General features: G+C 65.2%; 15 protein-coding genes and 1 rRNA gene. 6 read left to right on the forward strand and 10 right to left on the reverse strand.

Annotation, left to right across the window (positions count from 1 at the left end):
* Window positions 1–107 precede the first annotated feature (107 nt).
* Window positions 108–1,112, reverse strand: a complete 1,005-nt coding sequence (locus tag BSG17_RS25200) for an LLM class flavin-dependent oxidoreductase (protein ID WP_089828113.1) — start codon at window positions 1,110–1,112, stop codon at window positions 108–110.
* A gap of 87 nt (window positions 1,113–1,199) precedes the next feature.
* Window positions 1,200–2,474: a M24 family metallopeptidase gene (locus BSG17_RS25205; RefSeq protein ID WP_089828114.1), complete on the reverse strand. Its 1,275-nt coding sequence runs from the start codon at window positions 2,472–2,474 to the stop codon at window positions 1,200–1,202.
* A gap of 75 nt (window positions 2,475–2,549) precedes the next feature.
* On the opposite strand from BSG17_RS25205, the gene BSG17_RS25210 reads away from it, so the two are divergent.
* The 3 genes from BSG17_RS25210 (at window position 2,550) to BSG17_RS25220 (ending at window position 4,511) form a co-directional block, all read left to right on the forward strand.
* The gene (locus tag BSG17_RS25210) at window positions 2,550–3,275 is read left to right on the forward strand and encodes an EthD domain-containing protein (protein ID WP_089828115.1); all 726 of its coding nucleotides are present in this window, start codon (window positions 2,550–2,552) and stop codon (window positions 3,273–3,275) included.
* Between the two features lie 2 nt (window positions 3,276–3,277).
* On the forward strand, window positions 3,278–3,880 hold the full coding sequence (locus tag BSG17_RS25215; protein ID WP_089828116.1) for an HD domain-containing protein: 603 nt from the start codon (window positions 3,278–3,280) through the stop codon (window positions 3,878–3,880).
* 274 nt (window positions 3,881–4,154) lie between these two features.
* Window positions 4,155–4,511, forward strand: coding sequence for a cupin domain-containing protein (locus BSG17_RS25220; RefSeq protein ID WP_089828117.1), 357 nt, complete (start codon window positions 4,155–4,157; stop codon window positions 4,509–4,511).
* A 15-nt stretch (window positions 4,512–4,526) separates the two neighbouring features.
* Here the strand turns inward: BSG17_RS25220 and BSG17_RS25225 are convergent, their stop codons facing one another.
* The 3 genes from BSG17_RS25225 to BSG17_RS25235 form a co-directional block, all read right to left on the reverse strand.
* Complete coding sequence (locus tag BSG17_RS25225) at window positions 4,527–5,492, reverse strand: NAD-dependent epimerase/dehydratase family protein (RefSeq protein WP_089828118.1); 966 nt, start codon at window positions 5,490–5,492, stop codon at window positions 4,527–4,529.
* A 189-nt stretch (window positions 5,493–5,681) separates the two neighbouring features.
* Window positions 5,682–5,966 carry a hypothetical protein gene (locus tag BSG17_RS25230; RefSeq protein ID WP_089828119.1) on the reverse strand — a complete coding sequence of 95 codons (285 nt, stop codon included), beginning with the start codon at window positions 5,964–5,966 and terminating at the stop codon, window positions 5,682–5,684.
* Between the two features lie 56 nt (window positions 5,967–6,022).
* Window positions 6,023–7,720: a thiamine pyrophosphate-binding protein gene (locus BSG17_RS25235; RefSeq protein ID WP_089828120.1), complete on the reverse strand. Its 1,698-nt coding sequence runs from the start codon at window positions 7,718–7,720 to the stop codon at window positions 6,023–6,025.
* Between the two features lie 238 nt (window positions 7,721–7,958).
* Between BSG17_RS25235 and BSG17_RS25240 the strand changes: the two genes are divergently transcribed.
* Complete coding sequence (locus BSG17_RS25240) at window positions 7,959–8,732, forward strand: IclR family transcriptional regulator (RefSeq protein ID WP_089828121.1); 774 nt, start codon at window positions 7,959–7,961, stop codon at window positions 8,730–8,732.
* 190 nt (window positions 8,733–8,922) lie between these two features.
* Here the strand turns inward: BSG17_RS25240 and BSG17_RS25245 are convergent, their stop codons facing one another.
* Window positions 8,923–10,866, reverse strand: coding sequence for an archaea-specific SMC-related protein (locus BSG17_RS25245; protein ID WP_089828122.1), 1,944 nt, complete (start codon window positions 10,864–10,866; stop codon window positions 8,923–8,925).
* A gap of 182 nt (window positions 10,867–11,048) precedes the next feature.
* Window positions 11,049–11,687: a rod-determining factor RdfA gene (gene rdfA, locus BSG17_RS25250; protein ID WP_211609342.1), complete on the reverse strand. Its 639-nt coding sequence runs from the start codon at window positions 11,685–11,687 to the stop codon at window positions 11,049–11,051.
* 322 nt (window positions 11,688–12,009) lie between these two features.
* Between rdfA and BSG17_RS25255 the strand changes: the two genes are divergently transcribed.
* Entirely contained in the window at window positions 12,010–12,258 is a 249-nt protein-coding gene (locus tag BSG17_RS25255) for an NAD-dependent epimerase/dehydratase family protein (RefSeq protein ID WP_211609343.1), read from the forward strand.
* 264 nt (window positions 12,259–12,522) lie between these two features.
* On the opposite strand, the gene BSG17_RS25260 is transcribed toward BSG17_RS25255, so the two are convergent.
* Together BSG17_RS25260 and BSG17_RS25265 are read right to left on the reverse strand one after the other, a co-directional pair.
* The gene (locus BSG17_RS25260) at window positions 12,523–12,975 is read right to left on the reverse strand and encodes a DUF7970 domain-containing protein (RefSeq protein WP_089828123.1); all 453 of its coding nucleotides are present in this window, start codon (window positions 12,973–12,975) and stop codon (window positions 12,523–12,525) included.
* Window positions 12,968–13,786, reverse strand: a complete 819-nt coding sequence (locus BSG17_RS25265) for a ParA family protein (RefSeq protein WP_089828124.1) — start codon at window positions 13,784–13,786, stop codon at window positions 12,968–12,970. Before BSG17_RS25265 ends, BSG17_RS25260 begins: the two co-directional genes overlap by 8 nt.
* A 315-nt stretch (window positions 13,787–14,101) precedes the next feature.
* On the opposite strand from BSG17_RS25265, the gene BSG17_RS25270 reads away from it, so the two are divergent.
* Entirely contained in the window at window positions 14,102–14,518 is a 417-nt protein-coding gene (locus BSG17_RS25270) for a Rieske (2Fe-2S) protein (protein ID WP_089828126.1), read from the forward strand.
* A gap of 247 nt (window positions 14,519–14,765) precedes the next feature.
* Here the strand turns inward: BSG17_RS25270 and rrf are convergent.
* Window positions 14,766–14,887, reverse strand: a 5S ribosomal RNA gene (gene rrf / locus BSG17_RS25275).
* Window positions 14,888–14,989: the final 102 nt, after the last annotated feature.

Consider the following 14,989-nt stretch of genomic DNA (forward strand, 5'->3'; position numbering starts at 1 on the left):
GAAGAGGAAAAGGAGATGAGAGGGGTCTGGGGAGAGAAGAGGAAAAGGAGATGAGAGGGGTCTGGGGAGAGAAGAGGAAAAGGAGATGAGAGGGGAGGCTCAGAACGTCAGGAGAGGTTCGGCGCGACCTCGTCGCCAAGGCGTTCGATACACTCCACCATCCGCTCGGTGCCGATACCGGGGTGGTAGGTCCGGAAGATGAAGTGGACGTCGTCGCCGAGCGCGTCGCGGTAGGTTTCCAGTTCCTCGGTCACCTGCTCGGGCGTGCCGAAGATGGCCTGCTCTTTCAGTTCCCGTTTGCGCTCCTCGGAGAGTTCGGAGACGGACTCGCCGGAGAAGATCTCGGCGTAGCGCCGCTGGAGGTAGAGGTAGCCGTCTTTCATCGCCTCCCACGCCTCCTCGCGGGAGTCCCCGACGAAGCCGTGCTGGAGGACGTAGACGGTGAACTCGTCGTCCAGCCCTTCCTTCTCGCGGACGTTCCGGATGTCGTCGACTCGTTTCTTCACGCCGCCGACCGAGAGCGACGAGGGGGCACACCAGCCGTCGGCGGTGCGGGCGGCGCGGCGGACGGCGGGTTTGGCCGCCCCGCCGAGCATGATGGGGAGGTGGCCGTCGGGTTTGGGCGTGATCGAGGTCTCCGGCGAGACGTCGTTGAACGGCGAGTCGTGGTCCAGCGGGCCGTCGGACCACGCGCCTCTGAGGAGGTCGACCGTATCGGCGAGGCGTTCGACGCGTTCGTCTTCGGGGACGCCGAACTCCGCGAACTCCCGTGGGTTCGAGCCGATGGCGAGACCGAGCGTGAGTCGGTTGTTCGAGACGAGGTCGACGGTCGCGGCGTCTTCAGCCAGTCTGACGGCGTTGTAGAGCGGTGCGAGCGCGATGCAGGAGCCGATCTCTATCTCGTCGGTCTCGGCGGCGAGTGCGCCGAGTGCGGGCATCGTCCCCGAGAGGTAGCCGTCGTCGAGGAAGTGGTGTTCTGAGACCCACGCGCTGTCGAGACCGGCGTCCTCGATGGTGTGGGCGAGCGTCAACATCTCGTCGTAGATCTCGCTCGTCGATCGGTCGTCGTCCGGGCGACGCTGGCAGGTGAACAAGCCCGTGCCGAGTTGCATGGTTGAGGGTCGGACGGGCAGAACTTAACGGTTTGTCAGGCGGAGTTCAGGCGCGCGTTTCGGGAGTCGAGAGCCGACTCGAGAGCGTCAGTAGTCGATAGTCGTTATCTCCTCGACGGGCCACTGACTCAGAACTTCTACTCCATTTTCGCGGACGACGACCATCTCCTCGACGCGGACGCCCTGTCGCTCCGCTGGCTCTTGGGTCTCGACGGCCATCACCATCCCCTCTTCGAGTTCGATGGGGTGGTCTTCGGAGATGCCGCGCCAGATGAGCGGCACCTCGTACAGCTGGAGGCCGAGCCCGTGCGCCCAGTGGTTGGTCGTCATCTGCCAGTGGTCGTCGGCGTCGTACCAGTCGGCGTGTTCGCCCTCCATGTCCGGGAACCCCTGCGAGACCTCGTCGGTGGTCGCCCCCGGTTCGATGCGTTCGAGCACGTCGTAGAGGTTGTCGCGGGCGGTCTCGTAGGCGTCCTGCTGGGCTTCGGTGGGTTCGCCCAGCGAGAACGTCCGGTAGTAACAGGAGCGGTAGCCGAGGTAGCCGATGTTGTACATGTCGGCGTAGACGAGGTCACCGGGACGCATCATCCGGTCCGTGGTGTTGGCCTGGTGTTTGGGCCAAGTGTTCGGCCCCGAAGTGAGGTAGCCGCCGCCGACGAACGCGCCGTGTCGCCAGAGTTCGCGCGTGACGTCGCCCCAGACCTCCGACTCACGCTTTCCGGGACGGGCGTTCTCGACAACCTGCTGGAAGCCTGCCTCGGCGATGGCTGCGACCATCCGCAGACACTCGATCTCGTCCTCAGTCTTGACCTTTCTTGCATCTTCCATCACGGCCCCGCACGTCTCGGTGTCGACGTCAACCCCCTGTCGCTCCAAGGCGTCGACGAGACCGGCGTTGCCGACGTCGAGACCCATCGACTCTCCTTTCAGGTCGTAGTCGTCGAGCGCCGTGGCGACCGTCTCGGCCATCTTGTCGAGGAGGAACCGTCGGGCCGACCGACTGCCGGAGGCGCGCGGCACGTTGCCGAGGCCGGGACACGCGTAGCGGATATCGTTCAGCCACGGGCAGTTGAACCGCTGGTTCGAGGCGTGGTCGGCCGTGTCCCAGTGGACGACGTTGCCGTCCTCGAGCAAGAGCGAATAGTGGTCCGCGCCGCTGCCGCCGGTCATCGCCAGCCCGGTGACGTAGCGGATGTTCGGGTCCGAGAGGAGCAGCATCGAACTCAGACCGGCGTCTCGCATCCGTTCGAGCGCGCGCTCCTTCCGTTCGTTGCGCATACGCTTCGTGTCGATGCGCTCCTCCCAGTCGACGGCCATGGTGCCCCGGGTGCCCTCCATGAAGTCGCGTTCGTAGAACGTCATGTTGGGCTGTGCGTCGCGTGGTCTCTTAATTCCTCCCTCATGATTTATGCTCACGAACCGAGTGGGTAGGGGTGAATGAGTCTCTACAAGCACATCGCACTCCTCGTCCGTAAAGAGGGGATGACGCACGACGAGTTCGTCGACTACTGGCAGACCAACCACACCCCCATCGCCCGCGAGATCGAAGGCGTCGTCAAGTACGCCACCGTCCAGCCGGTGACGCCCGAGGCGGCAGAGTTCGACGGGCTCGCAGAGCTCTACTTCGAGGACTTGGACGCACTGCACGACGCACTCGGCAGCGAGGGCTCCCGCGACTACGACCCCGCGAAGGGGAAGGCCAGGGAAGCACGCGAAGATGTAGACAACTTTCTCGACGTCGAGAAGCGCCCGCGGTTCATCGGCGAGGTGAAGGTCCAGAAGGACGACGTCGACGGCGATACTGACGGCCTCTACAAGCACTCGGCGTTCCTCGTCCGCAAGGAGGGGATGAGCCACGAGGAGTTCGTCGACTACTGGCAGACGAACCACACCCCCATCGCCCGCGAGATCGAGGGCGTCGTCAAGTACGACACGGTGCTTCCGACGACCCCCGAGGCGGCGGAGTTCGACGGCGTCGCAGAGCTCTACTTCGAGGACTTGGACGCGCTGCACGACGCACTCGGCAGCGAGGGCTCCCGCGACTACGACCCCGCGAAGGGGAAGGCCAAGGAGGCCAGAGAGGACGTCGACAACTTCCTCGCCATCGGCGAGCGTCCGCGGTTCATCGGGCGAGAAACCGTCCAGAAGGACGAACTCCGATAGCCATGGCGACCGAGTTCAGCGACCTACGGGTGCAGGTCGAAGACGCGTTTCCGGAACTCGACGAGATCGACGACGACGAGTTGCGCGAGCAGGTCGTCGAGGCGTGGTGTCTCGGCCTCTCTCGTGGCGGGTGGCGCGACGTCCACGACATCCCCTACGCGTGGAACATCCACGAGACAGACAACGTCGAACACGTCCGCGGCGTGACGCGCATCGCGCTCAAGTCGGCCGAAGAACAGCGCGAGTTCCACGGCGCGGAGCCGGATACGGACGTCGTCGTCGCCGCCTGCCTCCTGCACGACGTCGGCAAGTGCTACGAGTACGTCGACTTCGTCGACGACGAGAAGTTGGACGAGCCGAACCCCGAGTATGCTTCCGGAGAAGTGCCGCACTCCATCTCCGGATACGCGCTGGCCCACGAGGTCGGCTGCCCGCTGGCGGTCCAGCGGGCGATCCCACACTTCCTCGGCGAGGTGCCGACGCGGACGCTGGAGGCCGAACTGGTCAAGAGTGCGAACTCGGCGTCGTCGAACGCGATCACCTACGCGACGATGGGGATCAGTCTGAAAGAGTGGGTGCAGGAGTACTCGCAGACGCAGAGTTGAGTGAGCGAACTGTGAGGAGTACAGTGTTCCCCCGATTCGGGTTCGGGGGGTGGTGAGCATTGGAGGGATCGAGACGTGGCTCGGGACTGCTCGACAAACGAGATAGCCACACCCTCCCCAACCGATTCCCTGTGCGCCTCGCTCGCTTCGCTCGCTCGGTACTCGGCCATTCCTCGCACGCTGACTGGCGTGACACGGAGATCACGCCAGCGCGCGCCACGGCGGAAGGTCCGCTGGACGCACCTTTTTCCGTCTCTCGTGTGAAGCGCCACCGATGCACGAACGACTCAACCTCGACGAGACGGACGCTCGCGACCTCGAGGAGTTCGACCCGAAGCTGAAAGCCGTCGGCTACGAACTCCGTCCCGAACAGATGCGCCCGAGCGTCTGGGTGTACGAGGAGGGCGACGCGTCGAACCGTCACTACCACGAGGAACAGGAGGAGCTGTACCACGTGCTCTCGGGGCGCTTCGAGCTGCGCTTCGACGGGGAGACCGAGGAGTTGACTGCGGGCGATATGATCGTCGTCTCGCCCGACGAGATCCGCCAGCTGGTCTGCGTCGAGGCGGGCGAGGTGTTCGTCGTCGGCGCGCCGTCGGTGAAAGACGACGGCGTCGTCGACGACGAGTAGCGTCGGAGACTCGTCTCAGACCGCCTCCAACCCCGCCTCCTCACGTAGCACGTCGATGTACTGCCGGAAGCCGGCTTCGAGGTCGTACTCGGGGTCGTAGCCCAGATCCGCCTTGGCCTTCGTCATGTCGAGTTTCTGCGTCCACGGGAGTTCCCCCTCGTCGGAGACGGTGAGATCCGCGTCGGGGAGAATCGCTTGCACCGTCTCGGCGGCCTCGCGGATCGTCGCGAGTTCACCGCGGACGTTGTAGATGCGCTGCGTCAGGTCCTCTTCGGGGGCGAAGGCGGCACAGCGGAACGACTGGGCGATGTCGCGGACGTGCTGCCAGTCGACGTGCTGGTCGCCGTACTCCACGGAGAACGACTCGCCGACCGCGGGTTTCTCGACGATGTTCGCGAGGAACGCGGAGCCACCGGTCTCGCGGTAGGGACCGTAGGCGACGGTGGGGCGGACGCCGACGTGCGAGACGTCGAAGTCCTCGTGGTAGACCCTCGCCTGGTGTTCGTTGTACTCTTTGGTCGCCCCGTAGAGCGTGTCGGGGTAGACGAGGTCGTCCTCCGTGACCCACCAGTCGCCGCCGTCGTCGTAGTTCGTCGGCGGTGCGTAGACCGCGGCGCTGGAGGCCCACGCGACCCGCTCGACCTGCTCCGAAAGCGTCCGAGCGGCCTCGAAGACGTTGTTCGTCCCCTGGACGTTGACGTCGAGAGCGAGTCGCGGGTTCTCGCGGGCGGTCGTCGTCAGCAGTGCGGCGAGGTGGACGACGTGGGTCGCACCGGTCTCCTTGATCGCGCGGATCACGTCCGTCGAGTCGGAGACATCACCGCGGCGGATCTCCACGTCGTCGGCGATGTCGAGTTTCTCCAGGATACGGGGGTCCGTCGAGAGGTCGTAGGCGACGACGTCGTGGCCGTGTTCCAGCAGGTCTTCGGCGACGTAGGAACCGATGAACCCGGTCCCGCCAGTTACCAACACTGTAGACATGCTCGAAAGAGGTCGCGTCGCGAGCAAAAAGGTTTCCCAGGAACGTACGTGTGGAACCGCGGTCGCGACCGATGTGACGGACGTGACGGCCTCAGCAGTAGCGCTGGAACAGCCACGCACCGCCGGCGCCGACGCCGAGTGCGACGCTCCCGAACGTGACGAGGCCGAGAACGTGCGCGAACGCCTCGATCACCGGCCGCGCTCCCGTGGGCTCTTCGAGACGTTCGAGATGGGTTTCGCCTCCCGCTGCGCCCGTTGGCGGGCGTTGGCGGCGACGCCGGCGACGAGCGAGACGCCGAGACTCGACAGCGCGAGCGCCGCGACCGGGAGCGAGAGCAGGACGCCGCGGACGTCGTCGGTGACGTAGAAGTACGGGAGCGACACGCCGAGGGCGAGCACCGTGGCGATCGCCGCGTTGGCGGCGAGCCACGAGGCCCGACTGCGGACGCGTTCGGCGGGGGTCTGGGTGGGCATGGACCGGGGTGGCCCCGGTCTCATACATAAATATTCAGTGACGAACGACGGTGAGGCTACTCGTGCAACCCGCCGACCTGTGCGTAGAACGACGACTGCAGCGTCTCGGCCATGTCCTGCTCGCGGTCGATGCGGACGTCGACGACCGTCGGCACGTCACTCGCCTTCCCCTCGCGCAGGGCGTCTGCGAGGTCGTCCCCGGTCGTGACACGGCGACCGACCGCGCCGAACCCCTCCGCGACTTTCACGAAGTCAGTGTCGTGGAACTCGACGCCCGAGATGTCGTCCGGCCCGTGCTGCATCTGTCGGACCATCCCCAGACTCGTGTCGTTGAGCACGACGAACGTCGGGGCGACGCCGTACTCGACGGCCGTCTCGACGCTCGTCATCGTCATCGTGAACCCGCCGTCGCCAGCAACGGCGAGCACGTCCTTGTCGGTCGCGAGCGCCGCCGAGACGGCGGCAGGAGTAGCCCAGCCCATCCCGCCGACGCCACCGCTGCCGAAGTAGGTGCGGACGGCGGGCGTCTGGAGGTAGTTCAAGAGCCAGAAGCGGTTGTTCCCCGAGTCGGCGGTGACGAGGGTGTCCTCGTCGACGACCGCCTGAATCTCTTTGGCGGCACGCTGCGGGAGAATAGGCGAGGCGTCGGAGTCGCACTCCGGGGCGGTGAACGACTCGCGGGCCTCGCGGGCGCGCTCGAGCGCCCAGTCGTTCTCGCCGCCGCCCGCCTCGACGAGTTCGCGCAGCGACTCTTTGGCGTCGCCGATCAGGCCCACGTCCGCCGGGTAGACCCAGCCCGCGTTCCGGGTGTCGACGTCGGCGTGGACGATGGTCTGCTCGTCGGGGCGGATGAACGTCGGCGCCTGCCAGTTGGTGTCCATCGGGTTCATCCGACAGCCGACGACCAGCAGCGCGTCGGCCTCGCTGACGACCCGGTTGGCCCCTTCGTGACCGAACGACCCGATGACGCCCGCCGCACGCTCGTCGGTTTCGGGGAACGTCGACTTGCCGAGGTAGGAAGTGGCGACGACGGCATCGTACGCCTCGGCGACGGCCGCGAGTTCGTCGTAGGCCTTCGCGGCGTGGACGCCGTTGCCGGCGACGATCACCGGGCGCTCGGCGTCTTCGAGAGCGTCGACGGCGGCGGCGACGTCCTCGGCGGTCGGCCGCGACAGCCACGTCCGGGTCTGCTGGACCGGGTCCCAGACGGGCGGAACCGGGTCGTCGGGGACGTCCTGTGTCACACCAGTCCCGTCGAGGACGACGGCGGTGGGGCCGGGGCGACCCGCGACGGCGTGTTTGAACGCCAGTTGGACGCTCCGCAGGGTCTCTGTCGGCGTGCGCGGGAACCAGTGTTCCTTCGTCACCCCGTCGAGGATCTTCGGCAGATCCAGCCCGCCGTAGTCGCCGCGGGCTTGCTGGTAGGGCGCGAGCGTCGAGTAGTCGCCGCGCTCGCTGGCCTCCGTGAGCACGACCATCGGCGACGACGACAGCCGCGCCTCCATCTGGCCGATGACGCCCAGACTCCCGATCCACGGCCCCTGGCCGGAGAGGACGCCGGGTTGGCCGGTCAGGCGGCCGTGCATCTCGGCCATCACGCTCGCCTCGCGCTCGTCGCGCGGACGGACGAGGTCGACGTCGGAGTCGGGAAGGTGGTCGAACAGTTCGATGACGCGCCCGCCGGGGTAGCCGAAGACGCGCTCGACGCCGAGCGCCTCCAGCGTCTCGACGATCGCTTCGGCGGTCGCCGTCATGCGACTGACTCCGGGGTGCGGTCGGTAGGCGTCTCGGCGTCGCCGTGGCTGGGGCCCTCCCACTGGAGGACGCAGTCGGCCGTCTTCGTCATGCTACCGGATACCACTCCGTTCGGGTACTTTGCTCTGTTGGTGGTCGAACTTCCCTGGGTCGGTCCGTCGACCGCAGAGAGGAGAGTGGGGCGTTCGTGTAGCTCGAACAAGATTTATGTGGTCGTGGTACAGTCGATGACGTATAATGATGAACGAACCACAGACACGGCCGGTGAAGACGGCCGAGACCTCGTTCGCACTCCTCGAACAGTTGAGCGAGGCCGAAGGTGACTCGCTCGGCGTCACGGAACTGGCCGAGCAGGTCGGGTTGGCGAAGAGCACCGTCCACCGACACGTCGTGACGCTCGAATCTCTCGGATTCGTCGCCCGCGAGGGCAACGAGTACCGGATCGGCCTCCGACTCCTCGACTTCGGACTCCGGGCGCGCGACCGACACGACCTCTACCACATCGCCCGGCCGAAGGTCGAAGAGCTGGCCGAGGTGACGGGCGAGAAGGTGTGGTGTATCACCGAAGAACAGGGCCGAAGTGTCCACCTCTACGGTGCCTCGGGGGAGCACTCCGTACAGACGAGCGCCCGAGCAGGCGCGTGGGGCTACCTTCACCAGCACGCCGCCGGGAAGGCCATCCTCGCCCATCTCCCGGCCGACCGCGTCAGACGGATCGTCGACGGTCACGGACTGCCGGCGAAGACGCCGGACACGATCACCGACGAGACGGAGCTGTTCGAACAGCTCGAACAGATCGTCGACCGGGGCTACGCGTTCAACCGCGAGGAGTCAATCGCGGGGCTGCACGCTGTAGGTGCGCCCGTCACCGACGACGAGGGGGTCGCTATCGGCGCGATCAGCGTCTCGGGGCCGGCGAACCGCCTGAAGGGAACGCGACTCACCGACGAACTCCCGGACCTGCTACTCGGCGCAACCAACGAGATCGAGATCAACCTGAGCTTCTCGTAGCAAGTCCGTTCGAACTATTCGCACAGACCAAGTGCTGTTACATGACTATGTGCGTAACGACCGGAAACGAGAAGTCCGAAGCCGGAGACGGAGACGGAACGCGACCGCGACCGTGCGTGACTCGACGGGCGACGACAGGAGAGAGGGAGGACGGTGCGGCCGCGACACGGCGGGGGTCGCGGTCGGTCGCTCAGATGTCGGTGACGCGGGCGTATCGGTCGTCGACGGCGGCGGCGTCCTCCGGGAGCAGCGCCACGACGAGGTAGTCGGCGTAGTCGGTCATGTAGTCGATGAGCTTGGCGATGCGCTCGGAGTCGATCGCCTCCAGCGAGTCCAGGAGGATGAACGGCAGCGTCTCGTAGACGTCGTGGGCGAGGTACCCCGCGAGCGCGAAGATGAGTCCCGTCACTTCGCGTTCACTCTCCGAGAGGTGGTCGACGGTGTCTTCGTAGGTGCGGCCGTCGGCAGCGCTGCGGATGATGTGCAGATCGAAGTGGCTCTTGGTCACCTTGCGTCGACCCTCGCGGACCTCGCGTTCGGTCCGTTCGATCCAGATGCGGTCGATGTTCTCGTAGGCGAGTTCGCCGAGCACGGCGTCCATATGCTCGTTGAACTCGTCGACCATCTGCTGTTCGATGCGCTCGATGCGGGTCCGCAGCTCTTCGAGTTCCTCCTGGATCTCCTCGCGGCGCGTCTCGAGCTCGTCGCGCTCCGCGAGTCGGTCCTCGACTGAGCGGATCTCGTCTTCGACGGAGGACAGCTCCTTCTCGAGTCGCTGGACCTCGAACTCGAGCTGGTTTGCCTCCTTGTGTCGGTCGAGCACCTCGCTGTACTCCTCGGTCTCGAGTTCGTCGACCTCGGTCTCGAGCTCCGCGAGCTCGTCGATGAGCTCGTCCTCGCGCGTCTCGAGGTCCTCGACGGTGTGCTCGCGGCGACGGATCTCGTCTTCGATCTCGTCGAGCCGTCGGTCGAGCCGCTGTTTCTTCTTTTGGGTCCCCTCGAGCGACCGCTTCTTCGACTGGAGATCGTCGATCTCGGAGGTCAGCTCGTTGCGGGTCGAGAGCTTCGAGGAACGCAGCTCCCGCAGGCGGTCGAGCGTGTCCTCGATCTGGCCGGTCTCGACCTCCGAACCACAGGTCCAACAGACGGTCGTGTCGGTCTCGACGAGCTGGTCGGTGACCGACCCATTCGACTCCGGCTGGAGCGCGCTCTGGAACTCGTTTCGGCCGCCCTCGAGCATCTCCTCGTTGAACTGGATGAGCGACTGGAGTTCGCTGACGACCGAGTCGATGGTCTCGGACTGCCCGCGCAGCCGCTGGATCTGTTTGTCGAGCTCCTGGATCTCGTCGTCGGGTGCGGTCGGGAGCTCCGAGCGTTCTTCGGAGACCTCGTCGCGGTCGGCGCGCAGCGCCTCGAGACTGTCGCGCTCGGTGTCCATGTCGAAACGGACGTCCTCGAGCGCCGACTCCGTCTCGCGGAGCTCCTGGAGTTTGGCGTCCAGCTCCGACTGTTCTTCGCGGGATTCCTCGACGTCGGCGTCGAACTCCTCGAGCGCCTCGCGCTTCTCCTCGAGCTCGGCCCGCTGGTCGTCGATCTGGGACTGCAGTTTGGTCCGTTTCTCCTCGAGTCCGGGGAGACGACGTTTCAGCCCGTCGAGGTCGTCGAGTTCGGCGTCGATGTCGCGTTTGGTCGACTGGAGTTCGCTGATCTCCGCCTGGATCGCGTCGGTGTCGACCGGCCGCATCACCAGTTCGTGGAGGTCGTCACCGCGCGCGACCGCCTGTCGCGCCTCGTTCATCTCGAGGAGGAACGCGAAGAGGTCGCCGAGTTCGGGGTCTTCGAGGAACGGAGTGCCGTCGGAGACGATGGAACCGTTCCGTCGGCGGAGCGTTCGAGAGTACGTCTCGTCGCCGAATTGGAGCTCGACGTGCGCCTCGTCGGCGTCCCGTTTGATGGAGACGTTGTCGCTGCCGAGCGCCGCCATGATCGCCTGTAGAAGCGACGTCCGGTTCGTCGCGTTACGCCCGGTCAGCGCCGTGACGCCGTGTTCGAGTGTGACCGCCGTCTCGTCGATGCCGCCGATGTTCCTGACCTGAAGTTCAGCACGTTCGGCCGAAAACTGCCGAGATTCCATTAGTGTTCGGCATATGGTGCCCCTGGTATTTACGTTTCGGGGTCTCGCTGGAAGCGTTCTCGAAAACCGAAAACGAGGGTCGTGATCGACCTGATCGTCGCCTCAGTCGGTCGAGCCGTCCTCGTTCGACCGGGTCGGCGTCGTCACTCGACCGGGTCGGCGTCGTCACCGTCGTCACTCCGTCACTCTGCCGTGTCGGCGGCGTCGACGTCGGCGGCGTCGACAGCGTCGGCGTCGGTGTCGACGTCGCTCGCACGTTCCTCGAACAGTTCGCCCACGTCGTACGTCTCGCCGGTCGCCGTCTCGATGACGCGCACGTCGACCATCACGTCGAAGTCGTCGACGTCTAGACGGCCGGTGTCCCGAAGGTTCTCGATGATGTTCGTCGCGACCGCGCGCGTCCGCCCCTTCAGCTGCTGGATCGTCCGTTGGTTCTTTTCGAGTTTCGCCCGGTCGTCTTCGGGTTCGGTCTGCTTCGAGACGCCGCGGTGTTTCGTCAGGTAGGTGTGGACCGCCTGGTGGGAGACGAAATCCCGGAGGACGGTCTCGACGTCGACCTCGTCGCGCTCGAGGGAACGCTTCGCCTCGGTCCGAACACCGCTGCTGACGTCGTCGCCGGTCAGCAGTCGGTACGTGTTCTCGACCTCGCCGTCGATAGGGTTCAACCCGGCCTCCCGCATCGCGCTCGCGAGGACGCGACGGTTGAACACGTCCGCCAGCGACCGGAGACTCTCCCCCTCGTCGACCCACTGCTCGACCAGCTCGTCGCCGAGTCCGTCCAACGAGTACGCGTCGATGACGCGACTGACCTTGCTGTTCATCGGATATCTCCTCCGCTTCGAGTCGCCGCTCGTTCGCACGCATCGGCCATTGTCGACCGTTAGTCGGAGAGCAGTAAAAACCCTCGCTCTGAGACCCGAGAGTCATGAGCGAGGCCGAGAGCGACCCGGAGCGTCGCCGACGAGTGCGTCTCGACGGGACGAGCACGGCCGAGACGGCGTGTTACACGAGTAGACGTGTAATCCGCAGCGGTCGTCGGTCTCGGCGAGGAGTCGGACGCGGTCGACACGTCAGATCATCGGCGGTGGGGGTCCGCCTCGCGGTGGTAGGAACCCCGTACCGACCGCCGTCGCCGACCACGATGTGGTCCTCCAGATGGCGGTGATGATCGGCGTCCACTGGACGCTCGAGAACCCGCTGGGCGTCCGCGACGTAAACATGGATAGGACGCACAACGTGCTGACGGCGGCGGCCGACGCCGACGTCAACCGGGTGCTGTTCGCGCCGACCTCAGAGGAGTACGGCGACCTGATCGACCCGCCCTACCTGGAGACCACGGACGTCTCCCCGAAGACGAACTACCCGGTGGCGAAACTCGCCGACAAGATGTGATCCCGGGATCGAGAGCCGACAGCCACGAACGCGATACGGGTCGACACTGCGGACACCGTGGACGTTTCAATCGGTTGAGTCCTCGTGAACACTCCGGAAGCCGCAGCCTGTCTCCGAATTGTGAAAATTCTTGCGTCTCATTTACTTCCTGTTTCTCTAAAGTATTCATTTAGAAGACAATCATCGAGGTAAAACTGCCGAGATTTTAAAAAATTCTGTAATGTTTAGAATGTTCGTCTGCGCAACCGCGCGTCGACCGTTGCCTCAGTCGTCGCGCTCCTCGAGGATCAGGTCGGCGACGGCCTCCGGGTGGGAGGCGACCGCTCGAACGAGCGCGTCGTGGAACTCCCGTCCGGTCAGATCACGGACGTCGTGGTTGCGACGGAGGATAGACTCCACCTCGAACTCGACGTCAGCCAGCAGTTCCAGCGTCTCGGGGCGGACGTAGATGCTCTTCGCCCGGGTCGCGTCGAACTCGAACGCCGGTCCGGCAGCGTCCGCCGGGTCCACGTCGTCGATGGACGTGTCGGCGGAATCGTCGGGAGCGTCCACACCGGCGTCGTCGCTAGCGCCATCGCTGTCGGTAGTGGTGTCGACGTCGCCGTCGGTAGTGGCGTCGACGTCGTCCCCGGCGTCGTCGGCGTCGGTCGTCTCCGTGTCAGTGTCGGCGTCATCAAGCTGGTCGCCGAGGCCGGCAAAGCGGTTCTCGTCAGGCATCGACGACGCCCCCCTCCTCGACGATGCGGGCCAGTTCGTCGAGGCGATCGAGCATGTCGTTGTCGGAGTCGTACTCGCGGAGCGTCTGGCCCTCGCGCCACGCGCGACTGAACGCGATCCGGTGGCGGAGTCCCGGCCCCGGCGACTCGTCGAACTCGTGGCTGCGGGCGAACGTCGGCAGGAACTGCGCGAACGGCGACTCTTCGAGGTCGGCGATGATGCGCTTCTCCTCGTTGTTGCCGCTCAGGTCGTTCGGAACGATGGCGAGCAGGTCGATGCCGACCTCGTCGCGGATCGGTCGGATCTGCTGTTCCCACATCCGCTCGAACCCGCTGACGCTCGGTTCGCTCATCAGCAGCGGGACGATGACGTGACGGGCACCGATGAGCGCGGCGTCGGAGAGGGGGCCGAGACTCGGTGGGGAGTCGACGACGATGTAGTCGTACCGCTCGTCCAGGAGCGGTTCGACGATGCGGCGACGCACCCAGAGCATCCCGAACGTCGAGTTGCGGATCCTGTCTTCGACCTCGTCGAGGTTAACGTGGGCGGGGAGGACGTCGAACGCGTCGCGCTCGTGGATCACCGCTTCGACGTCGACCGGGTCGGTGTCGGTCAAGAGATCCCCCACGTGGGGGGACTCCCGTTTGTAGAGGTGTTTGAGTCCGACGCCCTCGGTGGCGTTCCCCTGCTGGTCGAGGTCGACGAGGAGTACCTCGTGACCGCGCTCGCTGAGCGCGTCCGCGAGGTTGATCGCGAGCGTCGTCTTCCCGACGCCACCCTTCTGGAGTGAGACGCTCACCGCGCGTCCCATTCAGACATCACCCCTGTCCATTCTACAAATTGTGGAATATGTGGACACTGCTCCCTGTTCGCACCGTGTTGCCCGTGTGCGCCGTGCGGACCGCGTGGACTGGCTCATTCGTATCGGGTGACTCAGTCCGGTCCACCTTAACGCTATCCCACTTGTGAAATGTCTCGATTCTGCAGGACGTGTAGAAACTGTACAAATTGTGAAAATCGTATTCGCGCTGAGAAGGTGACGCTCGATCGGAGCGAGACGGGTCTGCGAGAACTCGGCGACGAACCCGGTGGTTTTTGTAATCAACCGTCGTTTCAGATGAGGAAGATGAACGACGCGACACGACTCGCCGCTCTCTCTGATATTTCGGTGGATGGTTCGCTCCTCGTCACGGTTCGTGAAGCCGACGGCTCCGAGGAGGAAGTGATCGTCGTCCGAACCGACGACTGCGTCGCCGGCTGGAAGAACTTCTGTCAGCACGAGACCGACCAACGGCTGGATCGCGGGTTCGGGGCGGCGATTCGGGGCGGCGAGATCGTCTGTCCGAAACACGGATCGATGTTCGACGGCTGCTCCGGCTACTGTGACAGCGGGAAGGCGGCCGAGTCGACACTCGTGGAAGTCGAAGTGGCAGTCGAAGAGGGCGTGATCTACCTCACCGACGACCAGTGTTCGTTCCTCCACAAAGGCGGGATCGACGAGGACGACGGAACGCCGGGGTCGTCTTCGCACCTGACGTTCTGACGACGTTCTCGGTCGAGCCGACGGAAGCGCCCACCTTCGCGCCGCCAGGCGCGATGGTGGGCCTGTCTGCTGATGCTGTGCCGTCGCTGCCGCGGTACTGTCGTTGCTTGACTGACTGTTTCGTCGCAGACGCGGTGCTGTCGGTAGCTCGTCGCGGACGCGGTGCTGTCGCTGTCCGGTGCTGCCGCTCGTCGCTACAAATGAAATAAGCCCCCGAGCACCGGGTGCTCGGGGGCTGAGATATGAGTGGAGGCGGCGAAGAAGTGTTTCCAGAGGGTCTCCCACTCCAGTACTTGCTTCCACGCTGGTGAGCTTAACTTCCGTGTTCGGGATGGGTACGGGTGGAACCTCACCGCTGTGGCCGCCTGAACGCCGACCTACGGAATCGAACCGTAGTCATGACCACGATCGGTATGTGGCGTGATGACCGATATGTACGTGCATTCCAGTTAGCACCTGGACCCGTGTATC

Source organism: Halogranum amylolyticum (assembly GCF_900110465.1).
GTDB lineage: Archaea > Halobacteriota > Halobacteria > Halobacteriales > Haloferacaceae > Halogranum > Halogranum amylolyticum.

What these genes read in the sequence shown, in the direction of transcription:
- BSG17_RS25230 (WP_089828119.1), bottom strand. Translation starts at nt 5,966, where the DNA reads ATGCCCACCCAGACCCCCGCCGAACGCGTCCGCAGTCGGGCCTCGTGG.
- rdfA (WP_211609342.1), bottom strand. Translation starts at nt 11,687, where the DNA reads ATGAACAGCAAGGTCAGTCGCGTCATCGACGCGTACTCGTTGGACGGA.
- BSG17_RS25215 (WP_089828116.1), top strand. Translation starts at nt 3,278, where the DNA reads ATGGCGACCGAGTTCAGCGACCTACGGGTGCAGGTCGAAGACGCGTTT.
- BSG17_RS25205 (WP_089828114.1), bottom strand. Translation starts at nt 2,474, where the DNA reads ATGACGTTCTACGAACGCGACTTCATGGAGGGCACCCGGGGCACCATG.
- BSG17_RS25260 (WP_089828123.1), bottom strand. Translation starts at nt 12,975, where the DNA reads ATGCCTGACGAGAACCGCTTTGCCGGCCTCGGCGACCAGCTTGATGAC.
- BSG17_RS25270 (WP_089828126.1), top strand. Translation starts at nt 14,102, where the DNA reads ATGAACGACGCGACACGACTCGCCGCTCTCTCTGATATTTCGGTGGAT.
- BSG17_RS25225 (WP_089828118.1), bottom strand. Translation starts at nt 5,492, where the DNA reads ATGTCTACAGTGTTGGTAACTGGCGGGACCGGGTTCATCGGTTCCTAC.
- BSG17_RS25220 (WP_089828117.1), top strand. Translation starts at nt 4,155, where the DNA reads ATGCACGAACGACTCAACCTCGACGAGACGGACGCTCGCGACCTCGAG.
- BSG17_RS25210 (WP_089828115.1), top strand. Translation starts at nt 2,550, where the DNA reads ATGAGTCTCTACAAGCACATCGCACTCCTCGTCCGTAAAGAGGGGATG.
- BSG17_RS25245 (WP_089828122.1), bottom strand. Translation starts at nt 10,866, where the DNA reads ATGGAATCTCGGCAGTTTTCGGCCGAACGTGCTGAACTTCAGGTCAGG.
- BSG17_RS25240 (WP_089828121.1), top strand. Translation starts at nt 7,959, where the DNA reads ATGATGAACGAACCACAGACACGGCCGGTGAAGACGGCCGAGACCTCG.
- BSG17_RS25200 (WP_089828113.1), bottom strand. Translation starts at nt 1,112, where the DNA reads ATGCAACTCGGCACGGGCTTGTTCACCTGCCAGCGTCGCCCGGACGAC.
- BSG17_RS25235 (WP_089828120.1), bottom strand. Translation starts at nt 7,720, where the DNA reads ATGACGGCGACCGCCGAAGCGATCGTCGAGACGCTGGAGGCGCTCGGC.
- BSG17_RS25265 (WP_089828124.1), bottom strand. Translation starts at nt 13,786, where the DNA reads ATGGGACGCGCGGTGAGCGTCTCACTCCAGAAGGGTGGCGTCGGGAAG.